The following is a 22,423-nucleotide window of genomic DNA, read 5'->3' as shown; positions in this document are numbered from 1 at the left end:
TTACAAGAATTGAATAGCAAGGTTGGTTTACAGTAGAGCGGTGTGGTGACATCTATCCAACATCTGACCAAATTACGAATAAATTAAATGGATGAGATATTAGGTTGAAAGGGTTCATGAAGTTTACATTCAGGTAATAGATGGCTAATCGAATAACTATTCAAGCAATCCTACAGTATTTTTAAATATATAATCGGCAAAAATTATAATCCGCATTCTGAAAATATTAACTATTGAAACTTTTGTAGCGATAGAACGTATTACCATATAGATAGGTAGTGGACGATGGAAGCGCTGACTGATATGGAAAGGGGGGAAATATATGCATTGGATGATGTGGATTTTTTGGGGTTCTTTTGCAGCTTTATTTTTAGGCAGTTATCTTGTGGATGTTTTGACTCGACGGAAATACAGCTTAAATAGACAGGAAAAGACTTCAAACCAGAATTTAGCTGAAGCAGCTGCTCTGCGAGATGTTGGACGGAATAACAATCAAAGTGGAATGTTTTAATTGAACGGAATAGATTATTCAACTAATGACCTCATAAGACCATGAACTTGGAGATGCATTTCCCAGCTCATGGTCTTATGTGTATTTTTTTATATGAAATGCACCACTTTCTTTTGCGGGAACAGACAGCACTGTATGCTGCAGCAAAAAGCGGTTATGATGGTGAGGCCAATTCTTTGGGATGCTGTGATTGGCAAGGAACTGAAATTAGAAGCAGAAATGCCAGACTCGTATAACTTACTAACTACGACTTAGCCGGACTGGCTATTGATCATATACCAGCTGGTACTGCCAAGAGATGAAGAATAATCTAAAGCTAATGTATCTATCATCGTATGATAAGAGATAGCAGTAATACTAATAGCCCTATACAAAGAGGAAAAGCAGTGCTGGTTTGTACTGCTTTTCCTCTTTTTCTAATAATCGGTTAATGTTTGGGAGCATGTCTAGCTAGAAGGGAGCGGCAAATAAACCCGGCTTTCTTGCTGCAGAGTTAATATTGAGTTTCTTCAATTACCTAACATTCTTACGAAGCTGATTCATTGACATATCGAATTAATTCGATATAAGATGCGTACATGGATAATTTAAATGTTTTAGATATTTTCAAAGCGTTGTCAAATGAAACCCGCCTTAATATTTTGAAATGGTTAAGAGAGCCGGAGAAGAATTTTCCAGCACAGCAAGCGCATTTGCCGAAGGAGGTAAGCATTAAAGGTGGCGTTTGTGTCGGAGATATTCAAGAAAAAGTGAATTTATCGCAATCAACCGTTTCCCATTACTTGTCGCTCATGCAAAAAGCAGGTTTGCTGGAAGCTGTACGTTACGGGCAATGGACCTACTACAGACGAAATGAAGAGACACTGGCGAAAATTGCAAAATTCATTAACGAAGAAATTTAAGGCAATTCCATGCCTTTTTTAACTTTGAATATCGACATTTTTAGATATATCTATATATCAAAGGCACGCTTTCAAATTGGAAACAAACAACTAGGAGTGAGTTTTTCATGACCGCAGTTTTAGAAAAAGATTTGTTGAACACAAAACAAAAAGTACTGGCTATTACGCTAACATTATTAACTTTTGTAATGGGAACCAGTGAGTTTGTCATTGTCGGCCTTTTAACTGAAGTTTCCTCAGACTTACATATTAGCCTTGCGACAGCCGGCACCCTGGTATCAGGTTTTGCCATCGCTTATGCAATTGGAACGCCCGTCTTGACGGCTTATGTCAGCCGATTCCCCAAATACCCATTGATGCTTGTTTTAATTTCCATATTCATTATTGGTAATGTCATCAGTGCTTTATCCGGCACGTATGAGCTTTTAATCTTTTCTAGGATCGTTACAGCGGTAGTCAGCGGCGTATTGGTTGCGCTGTCGATGAGTATTGCCAGCGACATCATGCCGGCAAGCAAGAAAGGATCCATTATCGCTTTAATTTTCGCTGGTTTTACCATCTCTAATGTTATTGGTGTTCCTATAGGAACCCTTATCGGGCAAGTTGGCAATTGGCAATTGACCTTTTGGTTTACAACGCTTTTGGGTGTCATCAGTTTGGCTATGAGTATTTTCATCCTTCCGAGAAAACTGAAGGTGCAAAAAGGGTCTGCAAAAGAACAATTAGGTTTGCTGACTAACCCGCGTATGCTGTTGGCTTTCTTTATTCCGACATTCTCAATTGCCGGAACATATACGATTTATACGTACATCACACCGATATTGGAAGAAGGTCTGGAAATTCCCGAAAGTTACGTGAGTGCGATCTTGTTGGCCTATGGAGCGTTTTCTATCCTCAGTAATGTGTTGGCAGGGAAAATTGCCAGCCACAACGGTGTAAGCAAGCTTCGCTACGTTTTTATTGTCCAAGCTGTAATTCTGGGTTCTTTGTATTTCACAATGGAATCCACCTTTGCCGGTCTTATCAGCATCATGCTGATGGCGGTGATGATTTATGCCATGAATGCGACAATTCAATTATATTTGATGAACTTAGCCGTGCTCTATTTTCCGGCAGCCAAGGATTTTGCTTCTTCATTAACGCCTGTAGCCGTTAATATAGGCATTGCGCTAGGAGCGACAATTGGAGGGTATGTGGTGGCCAATGGAACCTTCATCCAGCTTTCGTTGGTTGGCAGCTTGTGCGCGTTAATCGCCTCTGGCCTGGCATTCGTCAGCTACCGGATGGATACTAAAGAAAACTTATCAGTTTCTGAAGCGTATGAGGGGTCAAATTCATAAATACTGTAGAACATCCTGGAAAAACCAGGATGTTCTTTATTTTTTGAATGAGTAGAAGTAAGTTTATACATTGCCGAATTACCGGACCTTAAACGTGAGTACTGGTTTTTCCATTGAGTTTTAAAAATAATTTCACCCAAAATTATTGGAGCTGCTGTTTATATTGGTGATTTCTGAGCAAGATTAATACCAAGCTCAATAAGGCAGCTAATATACCGGCCACAATCACATAAGGCGTCCCCATTGATGCGAGCAGCAATTTGGTCCATATCTTCTTATTTCAATTCAAAGTCAAAGATAATGAAATTTTCAATGCTTTTGTACTCATTTAGGTTCCTTCTTATGGGAAGTTTTACATCAAAGTGACTGCTGTTTCTCGAAATTCCTTACACCCTTTGTTCTGATCAAATGCTCAAATTCGTTTGTTTTCAGTGGTTTGGAAAAAAGATATCCTTGACCAATCATACAACCGCTTTTTTGCAGGAATTCCAGTTGATTTTCCGTTTCTATGCCCTCGGCCACAATACTTAGGTTTAAGTTCAGACTTAAATCGATAATCGCTTTGATTATAGGGGATTGATCCAGCTGATCCAATTCATCAATGAACGATTTGTCTATCTTGATTGTGTCGATCGGCAACTTTGAAAGAATGTGCAATGAAGAATAACCGGTGCCAAAATCGTCAATGGAAATTTTTACGCCCAATTCTTTTATTTGCGTTAAAATATCCATGCTCTCTCGCATATTCTGCATAATACTTTCTGTGATTTCCAGTTCCAGAAACTGTGCATCCAACTGTGATTCTTGTAAAACGGTTTTTACCGTCTTAAGAAATTTACCGTTTTGGAATTGCAGAACTGAAACATTAACGGAAACACTTAAAGGGTCCAGCCCTTGGTTCTGCCAAATTTTGTTTTGTTTACATGCTGTCTCCAGGACCCATTTGCCAATAGCTTCAATTTGTCCCGTTTCCTCAGCAATCGGAATAAATTCCGCTGGAGAAACCCAGCCATATTCAGGATGTTCCCATCTCAATAAGGCTTCCATACCGATTATTTCATTGGTTTGAAAATTTACTTTAGGCTGATACACCAACGAAAACTGATTTTTATCAATTGCTCTTTTTAACTGATTCTCAATCTCCATTTTTCGCTTCATGTAGCGATTCAACTCGGCATTGTAAAAAGTAAACTCATTCTTACCCTTTTCCTTTGAAAGATACATTGCTGCATCCGCGTTTTTCAGTAAATCTTCCTGTGTTGTCCCGTGTTCAGGAAATAAGCTGATTCCAATACTCGGAGTAAGGTCAATTTCATATGCCATTACGGAAAATGATTTTTGGAAACTTTCCAGGATTCTCTTAGCAGATTCAGCAGCACTTTCTTCTGACGCTTCAGCAAGAATGACAACAAATTCATCCCCGCCAAGTCTATATATGTGAGAATTTGTGTCTAATACCTGGCTTAATCTCGCTGCTGTTTCCACCAATATCAAATCCCCGATATGGTGGCCAAGCGTATCGTTCACTACTTTGAAACGGTCTAAATCGATCAGTAGTAAAGCAACTCGGTTATTTGAGTTTTCCTTCAAGGCCAGTTTGATATTTTCTATAAAACAAAACCGATTAGCTAACCCAGTCAGCGGATCATGATAGGCCAAATGTTTAAGTTCGTCCAGCAACTCACTGTTTTTAATAATGATGAAGAGCTGACGTCCGAGAACCATAAGAAAAGTGATGAGGAAAGATCCACTCAAGGCATTGAAATCCCATTGATAACTATAAATAACTAAAACGGTAAGTAGGATTATACTGGCATATGGTAAAAAGTATTCCTTCTTTTTAAATAGGCTGTCCGGCTTTTTGTATTCCACTGTGCTGACACCGTCTTCATAAAAGCCGGTAAAACCGATCAGAAGTAATGCGATGATCCACATAAATTCGACTATATTTCCTGTCTGGTAAATCCCCGCAATTGATAAATAAGCTAATAGGGAATCTGCAATAAGCTGAAGCAATAGACCGGCAATTAGAAACAATAGACCTCTTTTTTCGTTTTGAAATTGTATGTAGTAATAAAGCATAATACTAAAAAACAAAATTCCTAAGTCTGCTACTTGGTATCCTATTGCAATTAGGCTAATCAATAATGAAGTATCCGGTATAAGGAGCAGCGGTCCTATCAAAAAATAATAACTGATGCCAATGGCTGTAATCATATAAATGATAATATTGAAAAGGTACGTCTTATTTGAAAAAACTGCGCCGGTTTCTTTTGCTTTGTAAACCATTGCAGCTAATAAAAAGAGATAGGAAAGCACCCAAAAGAAAGAAGCAAACGCTGGAGGGTCGATGACTTTTTGGCTTGCCTGGATCAAAAAGGAAATAAAGGAGCCGCTCATGGAACATAACATCCCTAAACTTAGCAGCAGCCAAAAATTTCTGTATCGGTCTGTCTGACGACTATAAGCACCGGACAACCAAATAAAACTGAGGGCTGCGGCAAAAAGCTGAATCCCGTTTATTCCTGCAGATTTCAGCCACGCCTCTTCTTTGTATGTTACATTCCACAATAAAAATGCCAGGGTAATTGCAATTAATGACAGGATAGGTGACCTGCTAGTTTTAAACATTAGATATCCTCCCGCTTATGTTGTGATGATCATTCGAAACGAAGGAGGCAACCGTCTCTTTAGAATGATGGAAGCTAGACCCATAGATATTACAAAAAGCGTACTATGTTAGTCTTGTGAAAAGATGCAGTTAAAGAAAAACAAGCTTTAATTAGAGATAGTAACGTTCCTCGTATAAATTATATCGGCAAATTAATTAATTATTACATAGAAATTTGTGGATTTTAGAAATCGCAAAAGTTTGTTTTTTTTTCAATCAAATTTTTAGCTGCAATCACATATGAATATCTCCTAGAACGGGTTTAGACGATAGAGGCTAGCTTTTAAGGCATGAAAGTGTGTCTTGAATCTAGATGGAAAATTAACGTTTTAACCGTTTTGCTTCATTCTAAATTTTATAAGTGAAAGTACTTTATTTTTTGCATACCATCTCTGCTTAAAAATTTTTTAAATTTGTAAGGATCCACTATTGCGATTGCCCGAAAGTTGAAAGTCATTGCAGGAATTGTAATCAGAATTTTAGAAAGTAAGTGGAGACAGGAGCTGTCCAAAAGAAGTTATAGATGAGATACCGAATGATTGAGGGAAATGAATTATGCCCCCAAAAACTGTCAGTGTGATTATCCCAATTTACAATGTAAAAGTGCTTTTAGAGAAGTGTATAAAGGTGTACTTAGTCAGTCGAATCCCCGTAATGAATTGCTGCTTCTTTTGGGTAAAAAGATGACCTTTATTAATTTTTAAACCCAAATATTATTTTACGTGTTCACAAAGAAATAAGTAATACACTTTACATACGGCAGGGGGGTATGTTAAAGTTTTTGTGAAGTTGATAAAGGAGGTGAAATCAAGGTTAGCTGTTCTCCTAATGCCAGTTCGCAGTTCATATGGATTTTTGGCCAGTGAGCGAGTAATGAAGATGTGTAAAAAACGAAGAGTCATGGAAAAAGAACGTGATACTGAATAGGAGAATGTTTCATAAATTTTTTTGCAATTTAATATACCTTGTACCCGTATGAGGTAAATGAAGTGATTTTTTTGCGATGAAATTTAAAAAGTCATCCTATCTAAAGCTTTACATACTAGCAATACAAATCGAGGAAGGAGAAAAAGTCGGATGGAAAACAGTGAAAAAATAAAAATCGCCATTAATGGTGGAATCGGGTTCGGATCCAAACTTAACGCCAAACAGCTGGCAACAATTTCAAATTATATGGATGAAAAAGAGGAGCTGGAGCTGAACACATTCCAGCAGCTCTACGTCGAAATACCCACTGCTAAACAAGAAGAAATTATCGAAGAATTTACCCAGGCCGGTCTTGCCTGTTATCCGGTCGGCAATTTTGTAAAAAGCTTAAGAACCTGCAATTTCTGCAAAGGGGAAGAAGCGGAAGGGATGCCGATGGCAAAAGAATTGAACCGCCGCATTGCTGGAAGACCGGTACCTATCACGTTAAAGGCAGCCTACACGGGCTGTGCTCTCGGATGCGGGGAACCGATGCTGAGCGATATCGGGGTGATGAAAAACCGGGACCGCTACAACTTATATGTCGGTGGAAAGGCAAAAGGAAAAGATGCTAAAGTTGGTTCGTTGCTATTAGAGAATCTATCTCCGGAAGAATTGTACGAAGTCGTAGAAAAAATCATTGCAGGATACGCAGCGACGGGCAAAAAGCGCGAAACCTTTTACAAATACACAAAGCGAATAGGCATACCCCATTTAATGGGGTAAACTGCATTTTGAGTTTTTAGGAATAATGTTGATTATGCGAAGGAGTTGCTTAACATGAAAAAATCAATTTTCTTCTTACTAACGATGATGTTTGCCGCACTTTTAGCGGCATGTTCCAGTGGCGAACAGGAAGAGTTGCATATCAATATGAACTATGAAGCGATGGAAGAGATGGAACATGTGAATCATTCAAGTTCAGGTGAACTGCCTAAAGGATTAAAAGAAGCGGTAAATCCGTCATTCAAAGTGGGAAGCAAGGCCATTATGCACACGGATCACATGGAGGGAATGAACGGCGCTGAAGCAACCATTGTCGGTGCCTTTGATACGACGGTCTATGCGATTTCTTATACGCCGGAAACCAGCGGCGAACAGGTGGAAAACCATAAATGGATTGTCCACGAAGAAATTCAAGACCCTGGCGAAGAACCTTACCAAGCTGGAGAGGAAGTAACGGTGGAAGCCGACCACATGGAAGGCCTGAAAGGGGCAGTGGCGACTGTTGATTCCGCCGAACAAACGACCGTTTACATGGTGGATTACACATCAACAACTGACGGAAAGCAAGTGAAAAATCACAAATGGATTACAGAGAGTGAACTTTCTGTAAATTAACTTGAAACTAGAAGGAGATGCAACTATGACTACGTATTCACCAAAAATTCAACAAGCCGATCCAAAACGCTGGAAAGCCTTAGCACTTTTATGCTTTGCGAACTTTCTTGTGATGATGGATTCTGCAATTGTCCAGATTGCCCTGCCATCCATTAAAGAGACGCTTGGGTATAGCCAAGAAAGCCTGCAATGGGTAATGAGCGCTTTTCTTCTATTCTTTGGCGGTTTCCTGCTGCTCGGTGGCCGCTTGGCAGATTTGTTCGGCAACCGGCGCATTTTTAATCTGGGTGTCATTATTTTGATCGTATCCTCGTTATTTGCCGGCCTGGCTTGGAGCGAAATGAGCTTAAATGTGGCACGAGGCGCCCAAGGATTGGCCTCAGCTTTCATTGCGCCAGCAGCGCTGTCTTTAATCATGCTGCTGTTTTCCTCCAACCCGAAAGAGATGGGGAAAGCCTTGGCTTTCTGGGGACTATCCGGTGCAGCCGGTGGAGCACTGGGCATCGTGTTAGGCGGCGTGATAACTGAAATATTCGGTTGGCGCTGGACGCTATTGATTTATGTCCCGCTCAGTCTCATCGTGCTGAGCTTGTCGCCAAAGCTTTTGCAAAAGAGTGTACGCAGAGCGGCCGGACGTGTCGATTATCTTGGGGCTGTTTTAGTGACGGTTTCGCTCATGCTGATTGTGTATGGAATTGTCATGGCGGAACAAAGCGGCTGGCAGTCGTTCAATACCTTAACGGCTTTGGCAGCCGGCGGCGCACTGTTCTTGTTATTCCTATTGGTACAAGCCAAGAAAAAAGATCCGCTCGTACCGCTGAGTATTTTCAAGTCGCCTAACCTGACTATCGGAAATATTTCCGTATTCCTGATTGCAGCATCGTGGTTCCCGTTGATTTACATTTTGGTGCTTTACTTGCAGCAAGTCTTGCAGCTTTCCCCATTGGGCGGAGCGATGGCCTTGCTGCCGATGCCAATCTTAATGGCTATCTTCATGATTGCGGTAGCGGAAAAACTGATGGATAAACTGGGCATTAAGAAAACCATGTTCATCGGGTTTGTCATTCTCGGCATGGGCTCCATTCTGTTTTCTCAAACAGCAACAATTGAAGGAAATTACTGGACGAACGTCTTACTCGCGTCGCTATTGGCTGCATTGGGTAATGCCCTTGCATATTTGCCGGCAACAACAGCTTCGGTGTCTGCAGTCGAATCCGAAAAATCGGGTCTGGCATCGGGTCTGTACAATACGTTTTATCAAATAGGATCCGCAATTGGATTGGCAGCCATGGTGGCGGTTGCCGGTGCGGCGACAGCTTCAAGTGTTTCCGCTGATCCGATTGTCGCGTTGAATGCAGGGTTCCAACAAGCATTTTTCTGGTCAGGAATAGTAGCATTTGCCGGTGCAATCCTGTCGCTTATATTTGTACGTACTCCTGAGTTCACCCAAATTCCTGTAGAGGAATAAACTCTAGAGAAATTCATTTTCAAATGAAAAGTAGATTTCCTGATGAATCAGTTGCTTTGACAAACAAAAAATTTCACGTTAAAATACCGGTATAGGGTATGTTGATTCGGGAGTTTCAAAGTATGGAAGAGATGATGAAATCAATAGTGCAACCCAATAAGCAGCAGCTTATGAACAGGATGAAACGGATTGAGGGGCAAGTTCGCGGAGTTCATCAGATGGCCGAAACGATTGCTGCTGTGTGGAGGTCCTGCATCAAGTTAATGCCATTCAGTCGGCGATGAAAAAAGTGTCTCTTGCTTTACTGGAGGATCACGCATCATTGTGTAGCCAAAGCCATCAAAGAAAATAAAGCGAAGAAGCAATGAGTGAACTGATGGATGTCATGAGAACCATGACAAAATAAAAGTAAACAAAATGGTTGGTATACCCACGATGGGTACGTAAAAGTGAAAAAATAGGAATCGAGGAGGCAAACCAATGAATGAAACTTTAAAAGTGCAAGGCATGTCTTGCAGTCATTGCGTGAATGCGGTTGAATCGAGCGTCGGCGAACTTCAAGGCGTCTCAGCTGTAAAAGTGGACCTTGAAAAAGGCGAAGTGGCAGTTGAATATGACACAAACAAAATTTCTATAAGTGAAATTCAAGAAACAATTGAAGACCGAGGATATGACGTTGTATAAGGGTGCTGCACAGCACTATTTATTTTTAAAATAAATATACCCTACCAGGGTATTAAAGGGAGGCGTACAAAATGAAAAAGAATGAAAAAAATCATCCAGATCACGGTTCTCACTTTGAACACACGGATCCCGTTAAAATGTACCATTCTGAACATGTCGGGCATGCCTATCACGAAGCACAAGTAGAAGAGGGCACTAATGACCACAGCAATCCATCCCAGAACCACGATCCTCATGCTCATTCCGATCACAGCGGGCATGAACATGGCCATCATCATCATGGGAATTTTAAAGAAATATTCCTGAAGTCGCTGCCAATTGGCATCATCATTCTGTTATTATCGCCAATGATGGACGTTAGGCTTCCTTTTCAATTCACTTTTTTGTACTCCGACATTTTAGTCGCTGTATTGGCAACCATCTTATTAGTTTATGGCGGAAAACCTTTCTTTCAAGGTGCGGTAGCCGAATTCAAGCAAAAAGCTCCGGGCATGATGGCTCTTGTTTCTTTAGGGATTTCCGTTTCGTATTTTTATAGTATTTACGCAGTAGCGGCCTTCTATCTAAGCGGCGAACACGTCATGAATTTTTTCTTTGAATTCGCTTCGTTGCTTTTGATCATGCTCCTTGGCCACTGGATTGAAATGAAAGCTGTCGGAGAAGCAGGGGATGCGCAAAAATCGCTCGCTGAATTAGTGCCGAAAGATGCGCATGTGGTATTGGAAGACGATTTGATTGAGACGCGGCCGGTAGCCGACTTAAAAGTCGGAGATCTTGTTCGTGTTCAGGCTGGCGAGAATGTTCCTGCCGATGGCATCATCAAACGAGGAGCTTCCCGGATCAATGAAGCCTTGCTGACGGGAGAATCCAAACCCGTTGAAAAAGGAGCCGGAGACAAAGTGATCGGCGGTTCCACGAATGGTGAAGGCATCTTGTATCTGGAAGTGCAGGAAACGGGTGACCAATCATTCATCTCTCAAGTTCAAACCCTTATTGGCCAGGCTCAAAATCAGCCTTCCAGAGCTGAAAACTTGGCACAAAAAGTAGCGGGGTGGCTATTTTATATCGCCATCGCGGCAGCCTTTATCGCGTTTGTAGTTTGGCTGTATATAGCCGATATCCAAACCGCCATTCTCTTTACTGTCACGACATTGGTCATCGCTTGTCCGCATGCTCTCGGCCTTGCCATTCCTTTAGTGATTGCACGAAGCACCAGTTTGGGTGCAAGCCGCGGGTTGTTGGTGAAAGACCGGGAAGCATTGGAACTGGCAAGTAAGGCCGATGTGATGATATTGGATAAAACAGGCACATTGACTACTGGGGAATTTAAAGTATTGAACATGGAAACACTGGATGATCAACGTACCGAAGCTGAAATCGCGGCTCTTATGGTAGGAATCGAAAGCGGATCAAGCCACCCAATCGCCCAATCGATTGTCCATTACGCAAAGAAGCAGGGGATTCAGCCTGTCCGCTTTGATTTGATTGAGGTCGTACCGGGTGCCGGTGTGGAAGGAAACGCCAATGGCCGCAAATACGAATTGATCAGTCAAAAATCACTTGAAAAAGAGTTGGCGGTGGATGTTCCGAAAGGGGCAACAGTAAGTATACTGGTTGAAGACGGGAAACCGATCGGTACGGTCGCATTAGGTGATGAATTAAAAGAAACAAGTAAAACCCTGATACAAGCATTGAAACAGAGCGATATACAACCGATTATGGCTACAGGTGACAATGAAACGGCCGCCCAAGGGGTAGCTGAGCAACTGGGCATTGAATATAGAGCTAATCAATCCCCTCAAGATAAATACGATTTGGTTGAATCACTGAAAAATAAAGGGCAAACCGTCATCATGGTCGGCGATGGCGTAAATGATGCACCGTCCCTTGCGATGGCAGATGTTGGTGTCGCAGTCGGAGCCGGCACACAAGTTGCGATCGATTCCGCTGATGTGATTTTGACGCAGTCGGATCCAGGGGATATTAAATCGTTTATCGAATTGGCCAACAAAACAACCGGTAAAATGAAACAAAACCTCGTATGGGGAGCCGGTTATAACTTTATTGCCATTCCCGTAGCTGCTGGTATTTTAGCTTCGATTGGGATTACGTTGGCTCCTGCAGCAGGAGCGGTGTTGATGTCTGTGTCCACTGTTATCGTGGCTATCAATGCGATGGCATTGAAACTAAAGAATTAGATCTGTTTAATACAGTAATTGATTGTCGTAGACGAATGGAGAGTAGATGTGCATTAATCAGCATCCACTCTCCATTTTATTTTGAAAAAAATGAACTTGTTCGAACAGGTAATCTCTAATAATCACATAAACCGAAGGGTTAAAAATTGGTGTAATAGACTCGCAATAAAAGCATGGTAACACCAAGTTCTTTGGGGGATAGGCTATTTATTAATAATAATGGAAAGTTTGTAATTTACATGCTCATTCAACTCGACCAGAAATTTATCCAGTTCCTTGTTGGATGGAAATTTGCATTCAAGAATATAGCAGCTGTCCCCGCTGATCTTATAGTTGTTGAGAACATATTCCTCTTGTGTCTTCAAGAAAGACAGATAAGGCTGATGATAGGTGCTTTTGGTGAAGATGTTTATTAAGGCATGTACATAATACCCCATTTTTAGTTGATTGATATTGATGGTATAGCCCTCGATAATGTTGTTTTTTTCCAATTTCTCCACTCGTGCTGAAGCGGCGGGTCCACTTAAATGGATTTTCTCCCCCAATTCTTTCATCGAGATGCGGCTGTTCCTGGAGAGTTCATCCAAGATCCTTAAATCTGTATGATCCAACATTTGTTTCATTTCCCTTCATTAATAAAGTCAAACGGCAAAAAGACTTAATTTATGCTGTGTATTTCTAAAGTGCCCTTATTATACACTTAACATAATTCAAACTAAAGGAGTTAAGAATATGAACATACAGCAAATCCGCAACGCGACACTGGTACTCAACTATGCTGGGAAAAAATTATTAGTAGATCCGTTTTTGGCAGAGAAAGGTGCTTATCCGCCTTTTCCGAATTCAGCAAGACAAGACCAAAATAACCCGCTCGACAGCTTGCCTGTTCCAATCGATGAAATTATCAAGGATGTAGATGCCGTCATTGTTACTCATCTGCATTTGGATCATTGGGACGATGCGGCCAAAGAGGCATTGCCAAAAGACATCCCACTGTTCGTCCAAAACGAAGAAGACGCGAAAGAGGTACGAAATTCCGGTTTCCAAAACGTGGAGGTTCTTCAGGAAGATACAATCTTTGAAGGCATTCAATTGATCAAGACGAAAGGTGAGCACGGCAGAGGGGCTATACTAAACCTTACGGGTGTGGTATCGGGTGTTGTCTTCAAGCACCAAGACGAGAAAACCTTATATGTAGCTGGGGATACGGTATGGTATGACGGCGTGCAGGAAGCAATTGATGCCCACAAACCGGAAGTCATTGTGGTAAACGCAGGGGCCAATCAATTCCTGGAAGGTGGTTCAATTGTAATGGACAAAGAAGATGTTTACGAAGTTCATCATGCCTCACCTGATTCAACGATAATCGCTGTCCACATGGAATCTGCCAATCACTGGGGGTTGTCTAAAGAAGAATTGAAAAGCTTCGCAACTGAAAAAGGGATTTCTTCCCAGGTATTCGTGCCGGCAGATGGTGAATCTTACGCATTCTGATGTAAGAAGGAATTTGAGAGAGGAAGCTAAATGGTGAAGCAACTAGAACCGAAATTATGGACTTAAGATTTCATCATTCTCTCTTTAGTCCATTTTTTCTTGAACTTCGTCTGCCTTTTATTAAATGCAACAAGAAGATGCACGATTTTATATAGGGTAGATTTGGCGGATTAATCAGAGCTCCGCCTTTTTTGCATGGCTAAAAATCCTGTATACAAGGCTGCGCTGAAAATCGATGCCAGTTGGAAAGGGAAATGAAAAAGGACCAATTAAGCTTCAGTTTTTAATTTAAAGAGTTATGAATCTCATAGAGTTTGTCTTCGAAATCTTTATAGTGAACTTGTTTTTCTTCTTCAGTAAGTCTCCCATACCCACCGCTAATGATGTTAGCTGTTTTTTGAAGTTCCGCGAATTCTTTTTCCATTCCTAAAGCCTTCATTTCGCTTCTGTCAATGGACCTGAGCGCTATAAAAGTAGTTTCTTTTTCGATGTTCTCTTCATCAATCGCTCCGTTAGACCAGTGATTCCAAGCGGTTTCTATATAATCTTCCGCGTTTCCTTCGCTAGCAACTTCTTCGGAATTCTTCTCCGCTGCAACATCTTCCTCTGGTGCCAGGTTGGCCCAAACAATCAATAACACCACGGCAGACAACAAGGCGACAGGAACGCCGACAACGATCTTTTTCATCAAATTCCGCCTATTCGTTCCCTTCATTTTAGCATATTAAAATCCAGTTATTATCCATATTTAAACTAGGTTAAGGAATTTAAATACCATCAACACGGCAAAGCCGATATAAAAGTGAATTCCAACTGCTAGTCCACAGCTTAATAATTCGAGTTTTCAAAACAATAGTTTCTTTGTTAAGGGATTGGGTACATGAGAAGCAAACGGACGTTCAGGAGGAAACTAGCATGAAAAAGAAGTGGATTGCAATCATTTCGGCATTCGGGTTGTTGGCTACACCTCTTCCTTTGCAATCGGCAGAAGCCACAAGCAACGAATCTGTAGTCCAGGAAGAAAAACTGCCAGAAAACCTTGAGAACTTAATGGACATCGCACCGGAACACCAGTTTATTTTACGCAAGGGCAGTGCGCGCATTGAAGTGGAACTTCTCCAATGGACATTGAATCAATACGGGCTCGAAACAGCGGTTGATGGAATCTTTGGACCCGAGACAGAAAAATCAGTCCGGCAATACCAAACGGACAAAGGCTTGACAGTTGATGGCATAGTAGGCGTGAATACGTGGGTCGCAATATACGGGGAATATTAGGAAACTTTATTTTCAGGGCATCAACGGAAACGGAACCTCTACTCATTGCATTAAGTTTTTGTCAAAAAGAAATTTGCGCGGAAAGCTGAACCTGATGGGAAGGCACCTTAAAAGGGTGCGCCTTTATGAAGTGACCCCATAAGTTTAGGCATGGAAATTTAGCTGCTCCAAAGACATGCATTCGGTATTCCACCGGACTCGTGTCTTTTTGTTTTGTCTTCAAGCGTTTTTATATATATGCAATTATCTTTTCACAACAAAGGAACTATTCTTTATGCCACAAACAGTGCGGGTTGATGAATAAAGGATATAGACGATAAATTATCGAATATATATAGCGGATACTAGTCGCAGGGGGAACTTGGAGTGAGCAATCAAAATAAAGGCAATGAAATTGCTGATGCTTTAAAGAGAAAAATTTTAGCTGCGGTCCTTAGCAGCTTGTTGTTTGCAATGATCTTTTCAATGTTTGGCGGTTTTGATGTTGAAGGGGACGGGTTTGCGAATATGTACTATTTGAATTTCATGTTTGTCAATACTTACGGAGTGGCCACTTCCTTATTCAGCGACTGGCTCAGCAGGAAGCTGGCTGAAAGAGCTTTTACCCGCGAAATTATCTCCTTCTTATTCCATTGTTTATTCGGAGCCATATTATTAGTCATGAGTCTGATTTCCGCCATCTCATTTTTTGTGGTTGACCGTTTATTAAGAAAGGCAAGGATTGGGTGGTTGCCGGTTGCCCTGGCTTTAGCGGCCGCAGTAGTGGTGTTTATTGTCCTGCTTAATAAGTAGTGGATCACATAGTAAATGACAGGTTCTAATTTCACTTTAAAAGCGGTATTTTTTCAACAAAATAAAATGGACTGTGCAATTCGAAAAAGTAGCCGACGATCAAAACGAGAAAACCCCTTATGAGAACATCACATTCTCAAAAGGGGTTTTATATTTGAAACTTAAATCTAATTTATCGATTTTGCAGGAACAAATGTGGAGCGGCTTTTCTGAGTGAAGAAATGCAAGCATTAAGCTGATCTCATCTCACTAATTGGTTGTTTTATATGAGTAAGAATAGGGAAAGCTCTATATTAATATATAAACCAATTTATCTTGAATTAAGAGCAAATAAATTGTAATAAGGTCTATTCAGGCGTAAAATTCTAAGTAGTCACATTGTATAAGTCATGTTGTTGAATAACTGTAATCTATAAAATTTCTTAATATAGCATGTTGGAACATAAGCTTATATAAAATTAGTTTCAGCAAGGTTTTGCTTTAGACCTTGCCGGCTGATTGAAAGGATGGTTTCCGCTATGACAGTAAAAATAAAAGTATATTCCGACTATGTTTGCCCGTTTTGCTTTTTAGCTGAACAGCCGCTTGAAGAAGCGGTCAAAGGAAAAGACGTGGAAGTGGAGTGGATGCCATTTGAGCTTCGCCCTGCCCCGAATCCGACATTGCGTCCAGAGGAGAATTACCTCCAGACAACTTGGGCACAATCGGTCTACCCGTTGGCAAAAAGTATGGGAATTGATATTGTCTTGCCTGATGTTTCACCCCAACCGCATACTCATTTAGCGTTTGAAGGCTTCCAATATGCCAAGGAAAACGGAAAAGCGACACCCTATAATGAACGGATGCTTCGAGCATTTTTCCAAGAAGGAATTGATATCGGCAACATCGATGAACTGACACGTCTTGCTGGTGAAGTTGGATTGGATGAAAAAGAATACCGTGAAGCTCTCGAAAGCCGTAAATACAAAGAGGCGCATCAGCAGGCGCTCAAGCAGGCATACGAAGAAGCAAACGTTACAGCCGTGCCAACCTTTGTAATCGGTGAAACATCGCTTGCCGGCATCTATCCGAAGGAAAAAATCGAGCAGGTCATCGAAGAAGAACTGAAAAAACAGAAACCGAAAGTCCTGTTTGAAGGAATGGCTTGTGGGCCGGATGGTTTCTGCTAAGACGATAATGAAAAAAGAGGTGCAAACCTATGTTGAATAACAACCAAACCATTTTAACAACCAGCGACTGGGTAAAAGGCATTTCCCGCCATGGGGAGCTGATAATTGGATTTGTCGACTCAATGAACATAGCCAAAGAAGCTGTGAATGTCACAGTGGTTAAAAGTGATAATATCGAATTGATAGGAAAAACCATCTCGATGTCAGTCAAGCAAGTCGAAACTGTACCAGCGGGCCAAACAAAAGATGCCGGACAGTTGGAATTCTTGATTGACTTGGCGCTATCGACCGGCGATGAAAAATGGTTTCTTGAGCTTTCCGCTGAATTGAATGCGAAAAAACAAATGGTGAACTGATACGTAAAAGTATGATTCTATCTGATAAAATGCAAAAAAGGAAAAGGCGCTGCAGTTGCAGCGCCTTTTCCTTTTTTATACTGATTGAAACTAAATTGGAAGAATAAACGTATCAATAACAAGCATCCCTAAATTTGGTAGAAAATCGAAAGGAGGAGGGAGTATCGATCAGCGATTTTTTCGAAACATAATTGCCTTCTTTTTGTTTGGTCTTCTAGTCGTGGCACTTCAAATCGAGAATTACCTGCTAGTCAGCGTGTGGCTGCTAGGTTGCTTTCTCTTAACGGTTAAAACTGGAAAGGCGATGAAGAAGCTTCTTTTAATTCAGCTCATATTCGGAATCGGATTCTCTATTTACTTATACATAAATTCACATTGGATTACGCAGATAGGAGCAGCTGAAGCGCAAATGATTTTGCGGAGGGCATCGTTGATAGTCATATTGCTTCCGCTGCTCGGCTACGCGGGTGCGACAGGCAGCCCGTTTATCCGCTATTGGCAAAAGCCAAAATGGCGTGAAACCCTTTACTTTCCATTCATTTGGAGCGGTTTTCACCGTACATCGGTCAAAACGTTTCTTATCATCGCTTTAGCGGTCAATATAATGGCATTTGTGCCCTTCCTAATCTTCAACGGCGGTGTGCTTGTCCGCGAAGTTTGGCTTCTTGCCTTGATTTTCTCCGCAACCAATGCCGTGCTGGAAGAAGCGGTTTGGCGAGGGGCGCTATTAAGCCGCTTTTCCGAATTGCTAGGGGACAAGTGGGCGGTCGCAATCACCAGCTTGGGCTTTGGGCTGCAGCATTTTTCACTTGGATTTCCGTGGATGGCATGCCTTGCTTTTTCGATTGGCGGAATGTTTTTTGCAGGGGTTACCGTAAAATCCAAGAGTATTTTTCCGGCTGTGATGTGGCATTTCGTTTGTAACCTTTTGATGGTATCGAGTGGATTGATATTGTGATGAACCGAATAAGCGATGCTTCAAGAGTAGATGTCCTCTTCGTGTAGGCCAAGGCTTTTAGGCTAGGGGGAAGCGAGTTACAACTCGAGAAGGGCGAGTTACAATTTGTTTAGAGTGAGTTACAACTTTAGAAAAGCGAGTTACAACTTATAAGGAATGAGTTACAACTTGTCGATAAGGAATTGCATGCTGGCAAGGGAAATCTTGGCTTTTCGGAAGCTGCATAATCCGCAATCCTGCTCTGGCATACTCACCAGTAAAAAAGATGAAGGGCCATGGCAATGCCCACTTTCAAGTGGGTTATAAGTAATAAATGTATATATTTACATAAGGAAAAATCAAAAAACAAAACCAGTAACCAAGAAAAAAAGCCGGCAAAAGTAGAACTCGCAACCGTTTTTATTCGAAAGAGAGCCATTTGCTATCAGCACACATAGGAAAACGCCGGCCAAGGAATTATGCAGGCTGCTCGATTGGTGCATTAAAAACAAAATTAAAAGACAAAAAAGCAGTTTCATTTTTGAGATGAAAGCTGCTTTTTTAGGCTGTTAATTCAACTGCTATTTCAAAAGATAATTCTCTTATAACTTCACAGTTTCGATGAAAGTCGGTTCATTATCCATTTCGCGGTGCAGCACTTTTCCGATGCGTTTCATGCCTTCTTTGATTCGGTCTTCTGAAGTATTCGAGAAATTTAGCCGCAACGTATTGGTTTGTGCTTTATTGGCGAAAAAAGCGGCGCCGGGAATAACTGCTACATTGTTTTCTAAACACTCCAAAGAAATTTTCCGGGCATCGATTGCAGCCGGAAGTTCAATCCAAAGAAACAAGCCGCCTTCGGGCTTGACGTAGGAAATAGTTTTAGGAAAATACTGATCGATGCAGTCGATCATCGTCATGCATCGCTTCCTATAAACAATTTTGATGTTTTTGATATGCTCTTCGATGTCGTTTTGCTCCATGTATTTCGCTGTAAGCCGCTGAGCAAAACCGTCCGAATGCATATCCGAAGATTCTTTTAGGGCTATGTATTTTTCAATGAAGACTTCATCCGCACAGATCCAGCCAAGCCGGAGCCCAGGTGCGAATATTTTGGAGAACGAGCTCAAGTAGATGACGCGGCCTTCCGTGTCAAAATGCTTGACCGGCGGAATGGCAGTTCCAGAAAGCCGGATGGCTCCGTACGGGTTATCTTCCAAAATCAGCACATCGTACTGGTTGGCGAGCTCAATCATCCGTTTTCTTCTTTCAAGACTGAGCGTACGGCCAGTCGGGTTTTGGAAGTCGGGAATGGTATAAATGAATTTTGCATGTGGATTTTCTTGAAGCCGCTTTTCCAGCGCTTCCATAATCATGCCGTCTTCATCCATTTCCACATCCACAAAATTGGCCTCATATGTTTTGAATGCATTGATCGCCGCTAAGTAGGTTGGGCTTTCGCAAATGATGGTATCTCCTTCATCAAGAAGAAGCCTGCCCGTCAGGTCAATGGCCTGCTGGGATCCGGAAGTAATCATTATTTGGCTCAGCTCTGCCGGAATGCCGATAGTATTCATGCGAGCAATTATTTTCTGTCTAAGCGGAGTGTATCCCTCTGTCGCACTATATTGAAGGGAAGCAGGGCCTTCTTCTGTAAGAACGGCTTCGCTTGCCGCTTTCAATGCCTCGATCGGAAACAGTTCCGGGGCTGGAAGACCTCCTGCAAAAGAAATCAATTCCGGACGTTCTCCAGCAGTCAGGATGATGCGCATGTCGGAAGCTTCAAGTGAACGCGCTCTTTTCGCAAATTTATTGTGCATATCTATTAGCCCCTTCTCAATAAGACTTGTTAAAAATGATTAGTCTTTATAATACACTTTTCTTGCTGGAATGCCTTGCGATTTGCATAAAAATTCGTAGAAATATACTTTATTGCACAATTAAAACGTTTGCATTATGGTGAAACCAGGCATAAAAATCAAGGAGCGGAGGGATGGAGATGGCGAAAGTTTATTTTGGAATGGTTGTTTCTCTCGATGGCTTTGTCAATGATCGAAACGGGGAGGTTCAAAAGCTCTATGACAGTTACAAACCGACAGAAGAAATCTTAGCTGACAGGGAAAACGTTGGTGCAGTTGTATTGGGGCGCAATACATTTGAAATGGCCGGCAATACAGATGACTATGCCGGCCACTACGAGTACCAAGTGCCGTTGTTTGTGATGACACATAACCCGCCAGCCAGGCACCCGAAAGAAAACGACAAGCTGACATTCACTTTTGTAACCGATGGCATTGAAAGTGCAATCAGGCAAGCCAAGGCTGCTGCAAAAGAAAAAGACGTAGTAGTGTTGGGGGCAAATGTCAGCCAGCAACTGATCAAGGCAGGGCTTGCAGACGAGCTGCAAATCGCTTTTGCCCCAATCCTTCTTGGCCAAGGGCTGCGGTTATTCGAACATCTTGAAGACTTGGAAATCCGTCTGGAGAAGCTGCGAACCTTGGAGACCCCACAGCAAGTTGAAATTTGGTACAAAGTTATTCAGGAAAATTAGCATTGGCGTTCACTATATTTGAGTTAGAGACGAAGAGTGTCTCTTCCTATAAACAGAAGGGAGTAATAGCGTGAAATTCATTGATCCTACCCGGCTTCCGGGCTGGTTAGCGCCTCATTCCATCGCCTGGTACAGGCAACTAGGGGAGACAGAAGGAGCCTACTTGTATCCGTGGAATTCCGTATATGAAGAGCCGAACGGTGAATCGATATTCGACAGGGAAGTGGCTGGCATGGTCCAAGGCAAAAAAGCGCTGGATGCCGGTTGCGGCCACGGCGACTTCACGTTAAAATGCGCCGATTATGCAAAAGAAATTGTGGGGATTGACGCAACAGCCGGCTTCATCTCAACTGGAAACCAAGTACGTAGGACAAATGCTTCTTTTATTTAGGGAATACCAAAGAACGCTTGCCATTTGAAGAAAATGCTTTTGACTGCGCCTATATCCGCAAAGGGCCAACTTCCGCTTACCTCGATCTTCAGAGGGTGGTCCAAAAAGGCGGAGAAATTTTGGGGCTGCACCCGGGAGAGTCGACTGGAAAAGAACTGCCGGTTATTTTTCCGAAACTCTTCAGTCGGGATATTGGAACACCAGTTTTGGATCAATTAAAACAGCGGCTTGAATCGAGCGGGTTCACAGATGCGAAAATTGAACTCGTGGAAACGAAAGAATATTTGCAGTCCGCGCTGGATGTGTTAAAGTACCGCTGTTTCGGCCAACAGGCTTCAATTATGGAGGTTTTGCAAAAGGAACATTTAGAAGCCATAAGCCGGGTATTTGAAAAACATTCAACAAGCAAAGGGCTGCCTATAACGTTTTCGAGGTATATCGTTGGGGCGGTTGTATAAGTATAGAAAAAAGCGAGACACTCTATGAAAGAGTGCATCGCTTTTTTTGTGCCTAGTCGAAGAGGTCGGGTTTTTGCGGCTGAATTCCAACGTAAAGCTCCTTACTTCAGCTCTTAAGATGTTTAGGTTGTTACCTGCGCAATTTCGACAGCAACCGAAGAATCTCGAGGTAAAGCCAGACTAAAGTAATCAACAAACCGAATGCCCCGTACCACTCGAAATATTTGGGCACTCGTCGCTTGGCTGCATTCTCAATAAAGTCAAAGTCCAATACGAGATTCAGCGAGGCAACAATGACAATGATGACAGAAATCGCAATGCCAAGAGGAGTCGCTTCGTGCAGGTGCGGAATCTGAAACCCGAAAAAACGGCCGATAAAGGAAATGAGGTAGACCACGAAGATGGCGCAGGTGGCAGCGGCGACACCCAGCCTGAAATTATGAGTGACCTTGATAAGGCCAGATCTGTAAACGGCCAACAAACCAAGCAAGACGGCGATTGTAAGAAGTACGGCCTGGAACACGATGCCGCCGTATTGAAGCTCGTAACGGGCGGATACCGCCCCGAGAAATAGCCCTTCCAACAAAGCATAAACAGGTGCTGTGAATGGCGAAATTTTCGGAACGAAAATCGTCACCAAAGCTACAAAAAACCCGCCGATCCCACCAACAAGAATTAACGGCATTGCGCTATTTGGATTGGCAGCAAACTGATTCCAGGAATAGACGAAAGTAGCCAATAACAGCAACAACAAAATGAAGGTTTTATTGACAGTGCCTAAAATGGTCATCGACCGACCTGTTCTGTCCACCTTGAATCCTTCAAACGCTCCGTTTTTCAAACTTGGATTTCCACTTCTCATTGCAATCACCCCAACTATTATTTAATGATTCACCGAAAATCCTATTTCTTAGCG

Annotated in this window: 22 protein-coding genes and 1 pseudogene; 18 read left to right on the top strand and 5 right to left on the bottom strand. The window is 42.1% G+C overall.

All coding sequences use genetic code 11. The features are described from left to right. Nucleotides 1-322 precede the first annotated feature (322 nt). The 3 genes from FQV28_RS03265 to FQV28_RS03255 all read left to right on the top strand — a co-directional run bounded on the left by FQV28_RS03265 (nt 323) and on the right by FQV28_RS03255 (nt 2,753). On the top strand, nt 323-511 hold the full coding sequence (locus FQV28_RS03265) for a hypothetical protein (RefSeq protein WP_146494169.1): 189 nt from the start codon (nt 323-325) through the stop codon (nt 509-511). A 578-nt stretch (nt 512-1,089) separates the two neighbouring features. Beyond that, nucleotides 1,090-1,413, top strand: a complete 324-nt coding sequence (locus FQV28_RS03260; RefSeq protein WP_146494168.1) for an ArsR/SmtB family transcription factor — start codon at nt 1,090-1,092, stop codon at nt 1,411-1,413. Nucleotides 1,414-1,520: 107 nt separating this feature from the next. Then, a complete protein-coding gene (locus tag FQV28_RS03255; protein ID WP_146494167.1) occupies nt 1,521-2,753 on the top strand; it encodes an MFS transporter in 1,233 nt (410 codons plus the stop codon). 357 nt (nt 2,754-3,110) lie between these two features. Here FQV28_RS03255 and FQV28_RS03250 read toward each other — a convergent pair whose 3' ends face one another. After that, on the bottom strand, nt 3,111-5,384 hold the full coding sequence (locus FQV28_RS03250) for a putative bifunctional diguanylate cyclase/phosphodiesterase (protein ID WP_255472786.1): 2,274 nt from the start codon (nt 5,382-5,384) through the stop codon (nt 3,111-3,113). A gap of 1,117 nt (nt 5,385-6,501) precedes the next feature. Here FQV28_RS03250 and FQV28_RS03245 point away from each other — a divergent pair. The 6 genes and pseudogenes from FQV28_RS03245 (at nt 6,502) to FQV28_RS03220 (ending at nt 12,081) form a co-directional block, all read left to right on the top strand. Further along, on the top strand, nt 6,502-7,116 hold the full coding sequence (locus tag FQV28_RS03245; RefSeq protein ID WP_146494166.1) for an NAD(P)/FAD-dependent oxidoreductase: 615 nt from the start codon (nt 6,502-6,504) through the stop codon (nt 7,114-7,116). A 54-nt stretch (nt 7,117-7,170) separates the two neighbouring features. Beyond that, a complete protein-coding gene (locus tag FQV28_RS03240) occupies nt 7,171-7,731 on the top strand; it encodes a YdhK family protein (RefSeq protein ID WP_146494165.1) in 561 nt (186 codons plus the stop codon). Between the two features lie 25 nt (nt 7,732-7,756). Next, nucleotides 7,757-9,199 (top strand): MFS transporter, encoded by a 1,443-nt coding sequence (locus FQV28_RS03235; protein WP_146494164.1) that lies wholly within the window; start codon nt 7,757-7,759, stop codon nt 9,197-9,199. Between the two features lie 98 nt (nt 9,200-9,297). Further along, a pseudogene (locus tag FQV28_RS03230) lies at nt 9,298-9,551 on the top strand (metal-sensitive transcriptional regulator). Nucleotides 9,552-9,679: 128 nt separating this feature from the next. After that, nucleotides 9,680-9,883, top strand: a complete 204-nt coding sequence (copZ, locus tag FQV28_RS03225; protein WP_146494163.1) for a copper chaperone CopZ — start codon at nt 9,680-9,682, stop codon at nt 9,881-9,883. A 137-nt stretch (nt 9,884-10,020) separates the two neighbouring features. Then, nucleotides 10,021-12,081 carry a copper-translocating P-type ATPase gene (locus tag FQV28_RS03220; protein ID WP_222433233.1) on the top strand — a complete coding sequence of 687 codons (2,061 nt, stop codon included), beginning with the start codon at nt 10,021-10,023 and terminating at the stop codon, nt 12,079-12,081. A 203-nt stretch (nt 12,082-12,284) separates the two neighbouring features. On the opposite strand, the gene FQV28_RS03215 is transcribed toward FQV28_RS03220, so the two are convergent. Continuing rightward, the gene (locus FQV28_RS03215; protein WP_146494161.1) at nt 12,285-12,695 is read right to left on the bottom strand and encodes an Lrp/AsnC family transcriptional regulator; all 411 of its coding nucleotides are present in this window, start codon (nt 12,693-12,695) and stop codon (nt 12,285-12,287) included. Nucleotides 12,696-12,813: 118 nt separating this feature from the next. On the opposite strand from FQV28_RS03215, the gene FQV28_RS03210 reads away from it, so the two are divergent. Then, nucleotides 12,814-13,575 (top strand): MBL fold metallo-hydrolase, encoded by a 762-nt coding sequence (locus FQV28_RS03210; protein ID WP_146494160.1) that lies wholly within the window; start codon nt 12,814-12,816, stop codon nt 13,573-13,575. A gap of 283 nt (nt 13,576-13,858) precedes the next feature. Here FQV28_RS03210 and FQV28_RS03205 read toward each other — a convergent pair whose 3' ends face one another. Next, nucleotides 13,859-14,263 carry a hypothetical protein gene (locus FQV28_RS03205; protein ID WP_146494159.1) on the bottom strand — a complete coding sequence of 135 codons (405 nt, stop codon included), beginning with the start codon at nt 14,261-14,263 and terminating at the stop codon, nt 13,859-13,861. Nucleotides 14,264-14,490: 227 nt separating this feature from the next. On the opposite strand from FQV28_RS03205, the gene FQV28_RS03200 reads away from it, so the two are divergent. From FQV28_RS03200 to FQV28_RS03180, 5 genes are all read left to right on the top strand, one after another. Beyond that, nucleotides 14,491-14,853, top strand: a complete 363-nt coding sequence (locus FQV28_RS03200; RefSeq protein ID WP_146494158.1) for a peptidoglycan-binding domain-containing protein — start codon at nt 14,491-14,493, stop codon at nt 14,851-14,853. A gap of 366 nt (nt 14,854-15,219) precedes the next feature. Then, on the top strand, nt 15,220-15,645 hold the full coding sequence (locus FQV28_RS19120; RefSeq protein WP_186763771.1) for a hypothetical protein: 426 nt from the start codon (nt 15,220-15,222) through the stop codon (nt 15,643-15,645). A gap of 518 nt (nt 15,646-16,163) precedes the next feature. After that, entirely contained in the window at nt 16,164-16,814 is a 651-nt protein-coding gene (locus FQV28_RS03190; protein WP_146494157.1) for a DsbA family oxidoreductase, read from the top strand. Nucleotides 16,815-16,843: 29 nt separating this feature from the next. Continuing rightward, entirely contained in the window at nt 16,844-17,170 is a 327-nt protein-coding gene (locus tag FQV28_RS03185; RefSeq protein WP_370455109.1) for an IDEAL domain-containing protein, read from the top strand. A 430-nt stretch (nt 17,171-17,600) separates the two neighbouring features. After that, nucleotides 17,601-18,128, top strand: a complete 528-nt coding sequence (locus FQV28_RS03180) for a CPBP family intramembrane glutamic endopeptidase (protein ID WP_255472783.1) — start codon at nt 17,601-17,603, stop codon at nt 18,126-18,128. 581 nt (nt 18,129-18,709) lie between these two features. Here FQV28_RS03180 and FQV28_RS03175 read toward each other — a convergent pair. Then, nucleotides 18,710-19,927 (bottom strand): aminotransferase-like domain-containing protein, encoded by a 1,218-nt coding sequence (locus tag FQV28_RS03175; RefSeq protein ID WP_146494155.1) that lies wholly within the window; start codon nt 19,925-19,927, stop codon nt 18,710-18,712. A gap of 179 nt (nt 19,928-20,106) precedes the next feature. Between FQV28_RS03175 and FQV28_RS03170 the strand changes: the two genes are divergently transcribed. The 3 genes from FQV28_RS03170 (at nt 20,107) to FQV28_RS19415 (ending at nt 21,507) form a co-directional block, all read left to right on the top strand. Beyond that, nucleotides 20,107-20,658: a dihydrofolate reductase family protein gene (locus tag FQV28_RS03170; protein ID WP_146494154.1), complete on the top strand. Its 552-nt coding sequence runs from the start codon at nt 20,107-20,109 to the stop codon at nt 20,656-20,658. Nucleotides 20,659-20,728: 70 nt separating this feature from the next. Further along, nucleotides 20,729-21,049, top strand: coding sequence for a class I SAM-dependent methyltransferase (locus FQV28_RS19420; RefSeq protein WP_255472781.1), 321 nt, complete (start codon nt 20,729-20,731; stop codon nt 21,047-21,049). Nucleotides 21,050-21,066: 17 nt separating this feature from the next. Continuing rightward, nucleotides 21,067-21,507 (top strand): hypothetical protein, encoded by a 441-nt coding sequence (locus tag FQV28_RS19415; RefSeq protein WP_255472780.1) that lies wholly within the window; start codon nt 21,067-21,069, stop codon nt 21,505-21,507. 130 nt (nt 21,508-21,637) lie between these two features. Here FQV28_RS19415 and FQV28_RS03160 read toward each other — a convergent pair whose 3' ends face one another. Beyond that, nucleotides 21,638-22,369: a Bax inhibitor-1/YccA family protein gene (locus FQV28_RS03160; protein ID WP_146494153.1), complete on the bottom strand. Its 732-nt coding sequence runs from the start codon at nt 22,367-22,369 to the stop codon at nt 21,638-21,640. Nucleotides 22,370-22,423: the final 54 nt, after the last annotated feature.

Origin of the sequence: Planomicrobium sp. CPCC 101079 (genome assembly GCF_007859275.1) — a bacterium.
Lineage (GTDB): Bacteria > Bacillota > Bacilli > Bacillales_A > Planococcaceae > Planococcus.
This window is presented reverse-complemented; position numbering and strand designations above follow the sequence as displayed.

Excerpts from the sequence above, each read along its gene's own strand:
- FQV28_RS03220 (WP_222433233.1), top strand. The coding sequence starts at position 10,021 with ATGTACCATTCTGAACATGTCGGGCATGCCTATCACGAAGCACAAGTA.
- copZ (WP_146494163.1), top strand. The coding sequence starts at position 9,680 with ATGAATGAAACTTTAAAAGTGCAAGGCATGTCTTGCAGTCATTGCGTG.
- FQV28_RS03200 (WP_146494158.1), top strand. The coding sequence starts at position 14,491 with ATGAAAAAGAAGTGGATTGCAATCATTTCGGCATTCGGGTTGTTGGCT.
- FQV28_RS03260 (WP_146494168.1), top strand. The coding sequence starts at position 1,090 with ATGGATAATTTAAATGTTTTAGATATTTTCAAAGCGTTGTCAAATGAA.
- FQV28_RS03185 (WP_370455109.1), top strand. The coding sequence starts at position 16,844 with ATGTTGAATAACAACCAAACCATTTTAACAACCAGCGACTGGGTAAAA.
- FQV28_RS03255 (WP_146494167.1), top strand. The coding sequence starts at position 1,521 with ATGACCGCAGTTTTAGAAAAAGATTTGTTGAACACAAAACAAAAAGTA.
- FQV28_RS03205 (WP_146494159.1), bottom strand. The coding sequence starts at position 14,263 with ATGAAAAAGATCGTTGTCGGCGTTCCTGTCGCCTTGTTGTCTGCCGTG.
- FQV28_RS03215 (WP_146494161.1), bottom strand. The coding sequence starts at position 12,695 with ATGTTGGATCATACAGATTTAAGGATCTTGGATGAACTCTCCAGGAAC.
- FQV28_RS03175 (WP_146494155.1), bottom strand. The coding sequence starts at position 19,927 with ATGCACAATAAATTTGCGAAAAGAGCGCGTTCACTTGAAGCTTCCGAC.
- FQV28_RS03250 (WP_255472786.1), bottom strand. The coding sequence starts at position 5,384 with ATGTTTAAAACTAGCAGGTCACCTATCCTGTCATTAATTGCAATTACC.
- FQV28_RS03235 (WP_146494164.1), top strand. The coding sequence starts at position 7,757 with ATGACTACGTATTCACCAAAAATTCAACAAGCCGATCCAAAACGCTGG.
- FQV28_RS03240 (WP_146494165.1), top strand. The coding sequence starts at position 7,171 with ATGAAAAAATCAATTTTCTTCTTACTAACGATGATGTTTGCCGCACTT.
- FQV28_RS03160 (WP_146494153.1), bottom strand. The coding sequence starts at position 22,369 with ATGAGAAGTGGAAATCCAAGTTTGAAAAACGGAGCGTTTGAAGGATTC.
- FQV28_RS03170 (WP_146494154.1), top strand. The coding sequence starts at position 20,107 with ATGGCGAAAGTTTATTTTGGAATGGTTGTTTCTCTCGATGGCTTTGTC.
- FQV28_RS03265 (WP_146494169.1), top strand. The coding sequence starts at position 323 with ATGCATTGGATGATGTGGATTTTTTGGGGTTCTTTTGCAGCTTTATTT.
- FQV28_RS03210 (WP_146494160.1), top strand. The coding sequence starts at position 12,814 with ATGAACATACAGCAAATCCGCAACGCGACACTGGTACTCAACTATGCT.
- FQV28_RS03190 (WP_146494157.1), top strand. The coding sequence starts at position 16,164 with ATGACAGTAAAAATAAAAGTATATTCCGACTATGTTTGCCCGTTTTGC.
- FQV28_RS03245 (WP_146494166.1), top strand. The coding sequence starts at position 6,502 with ATGGAAAACAGTGAAAAAATAAAAATCGCCATTAATGGTGGAATCGGG.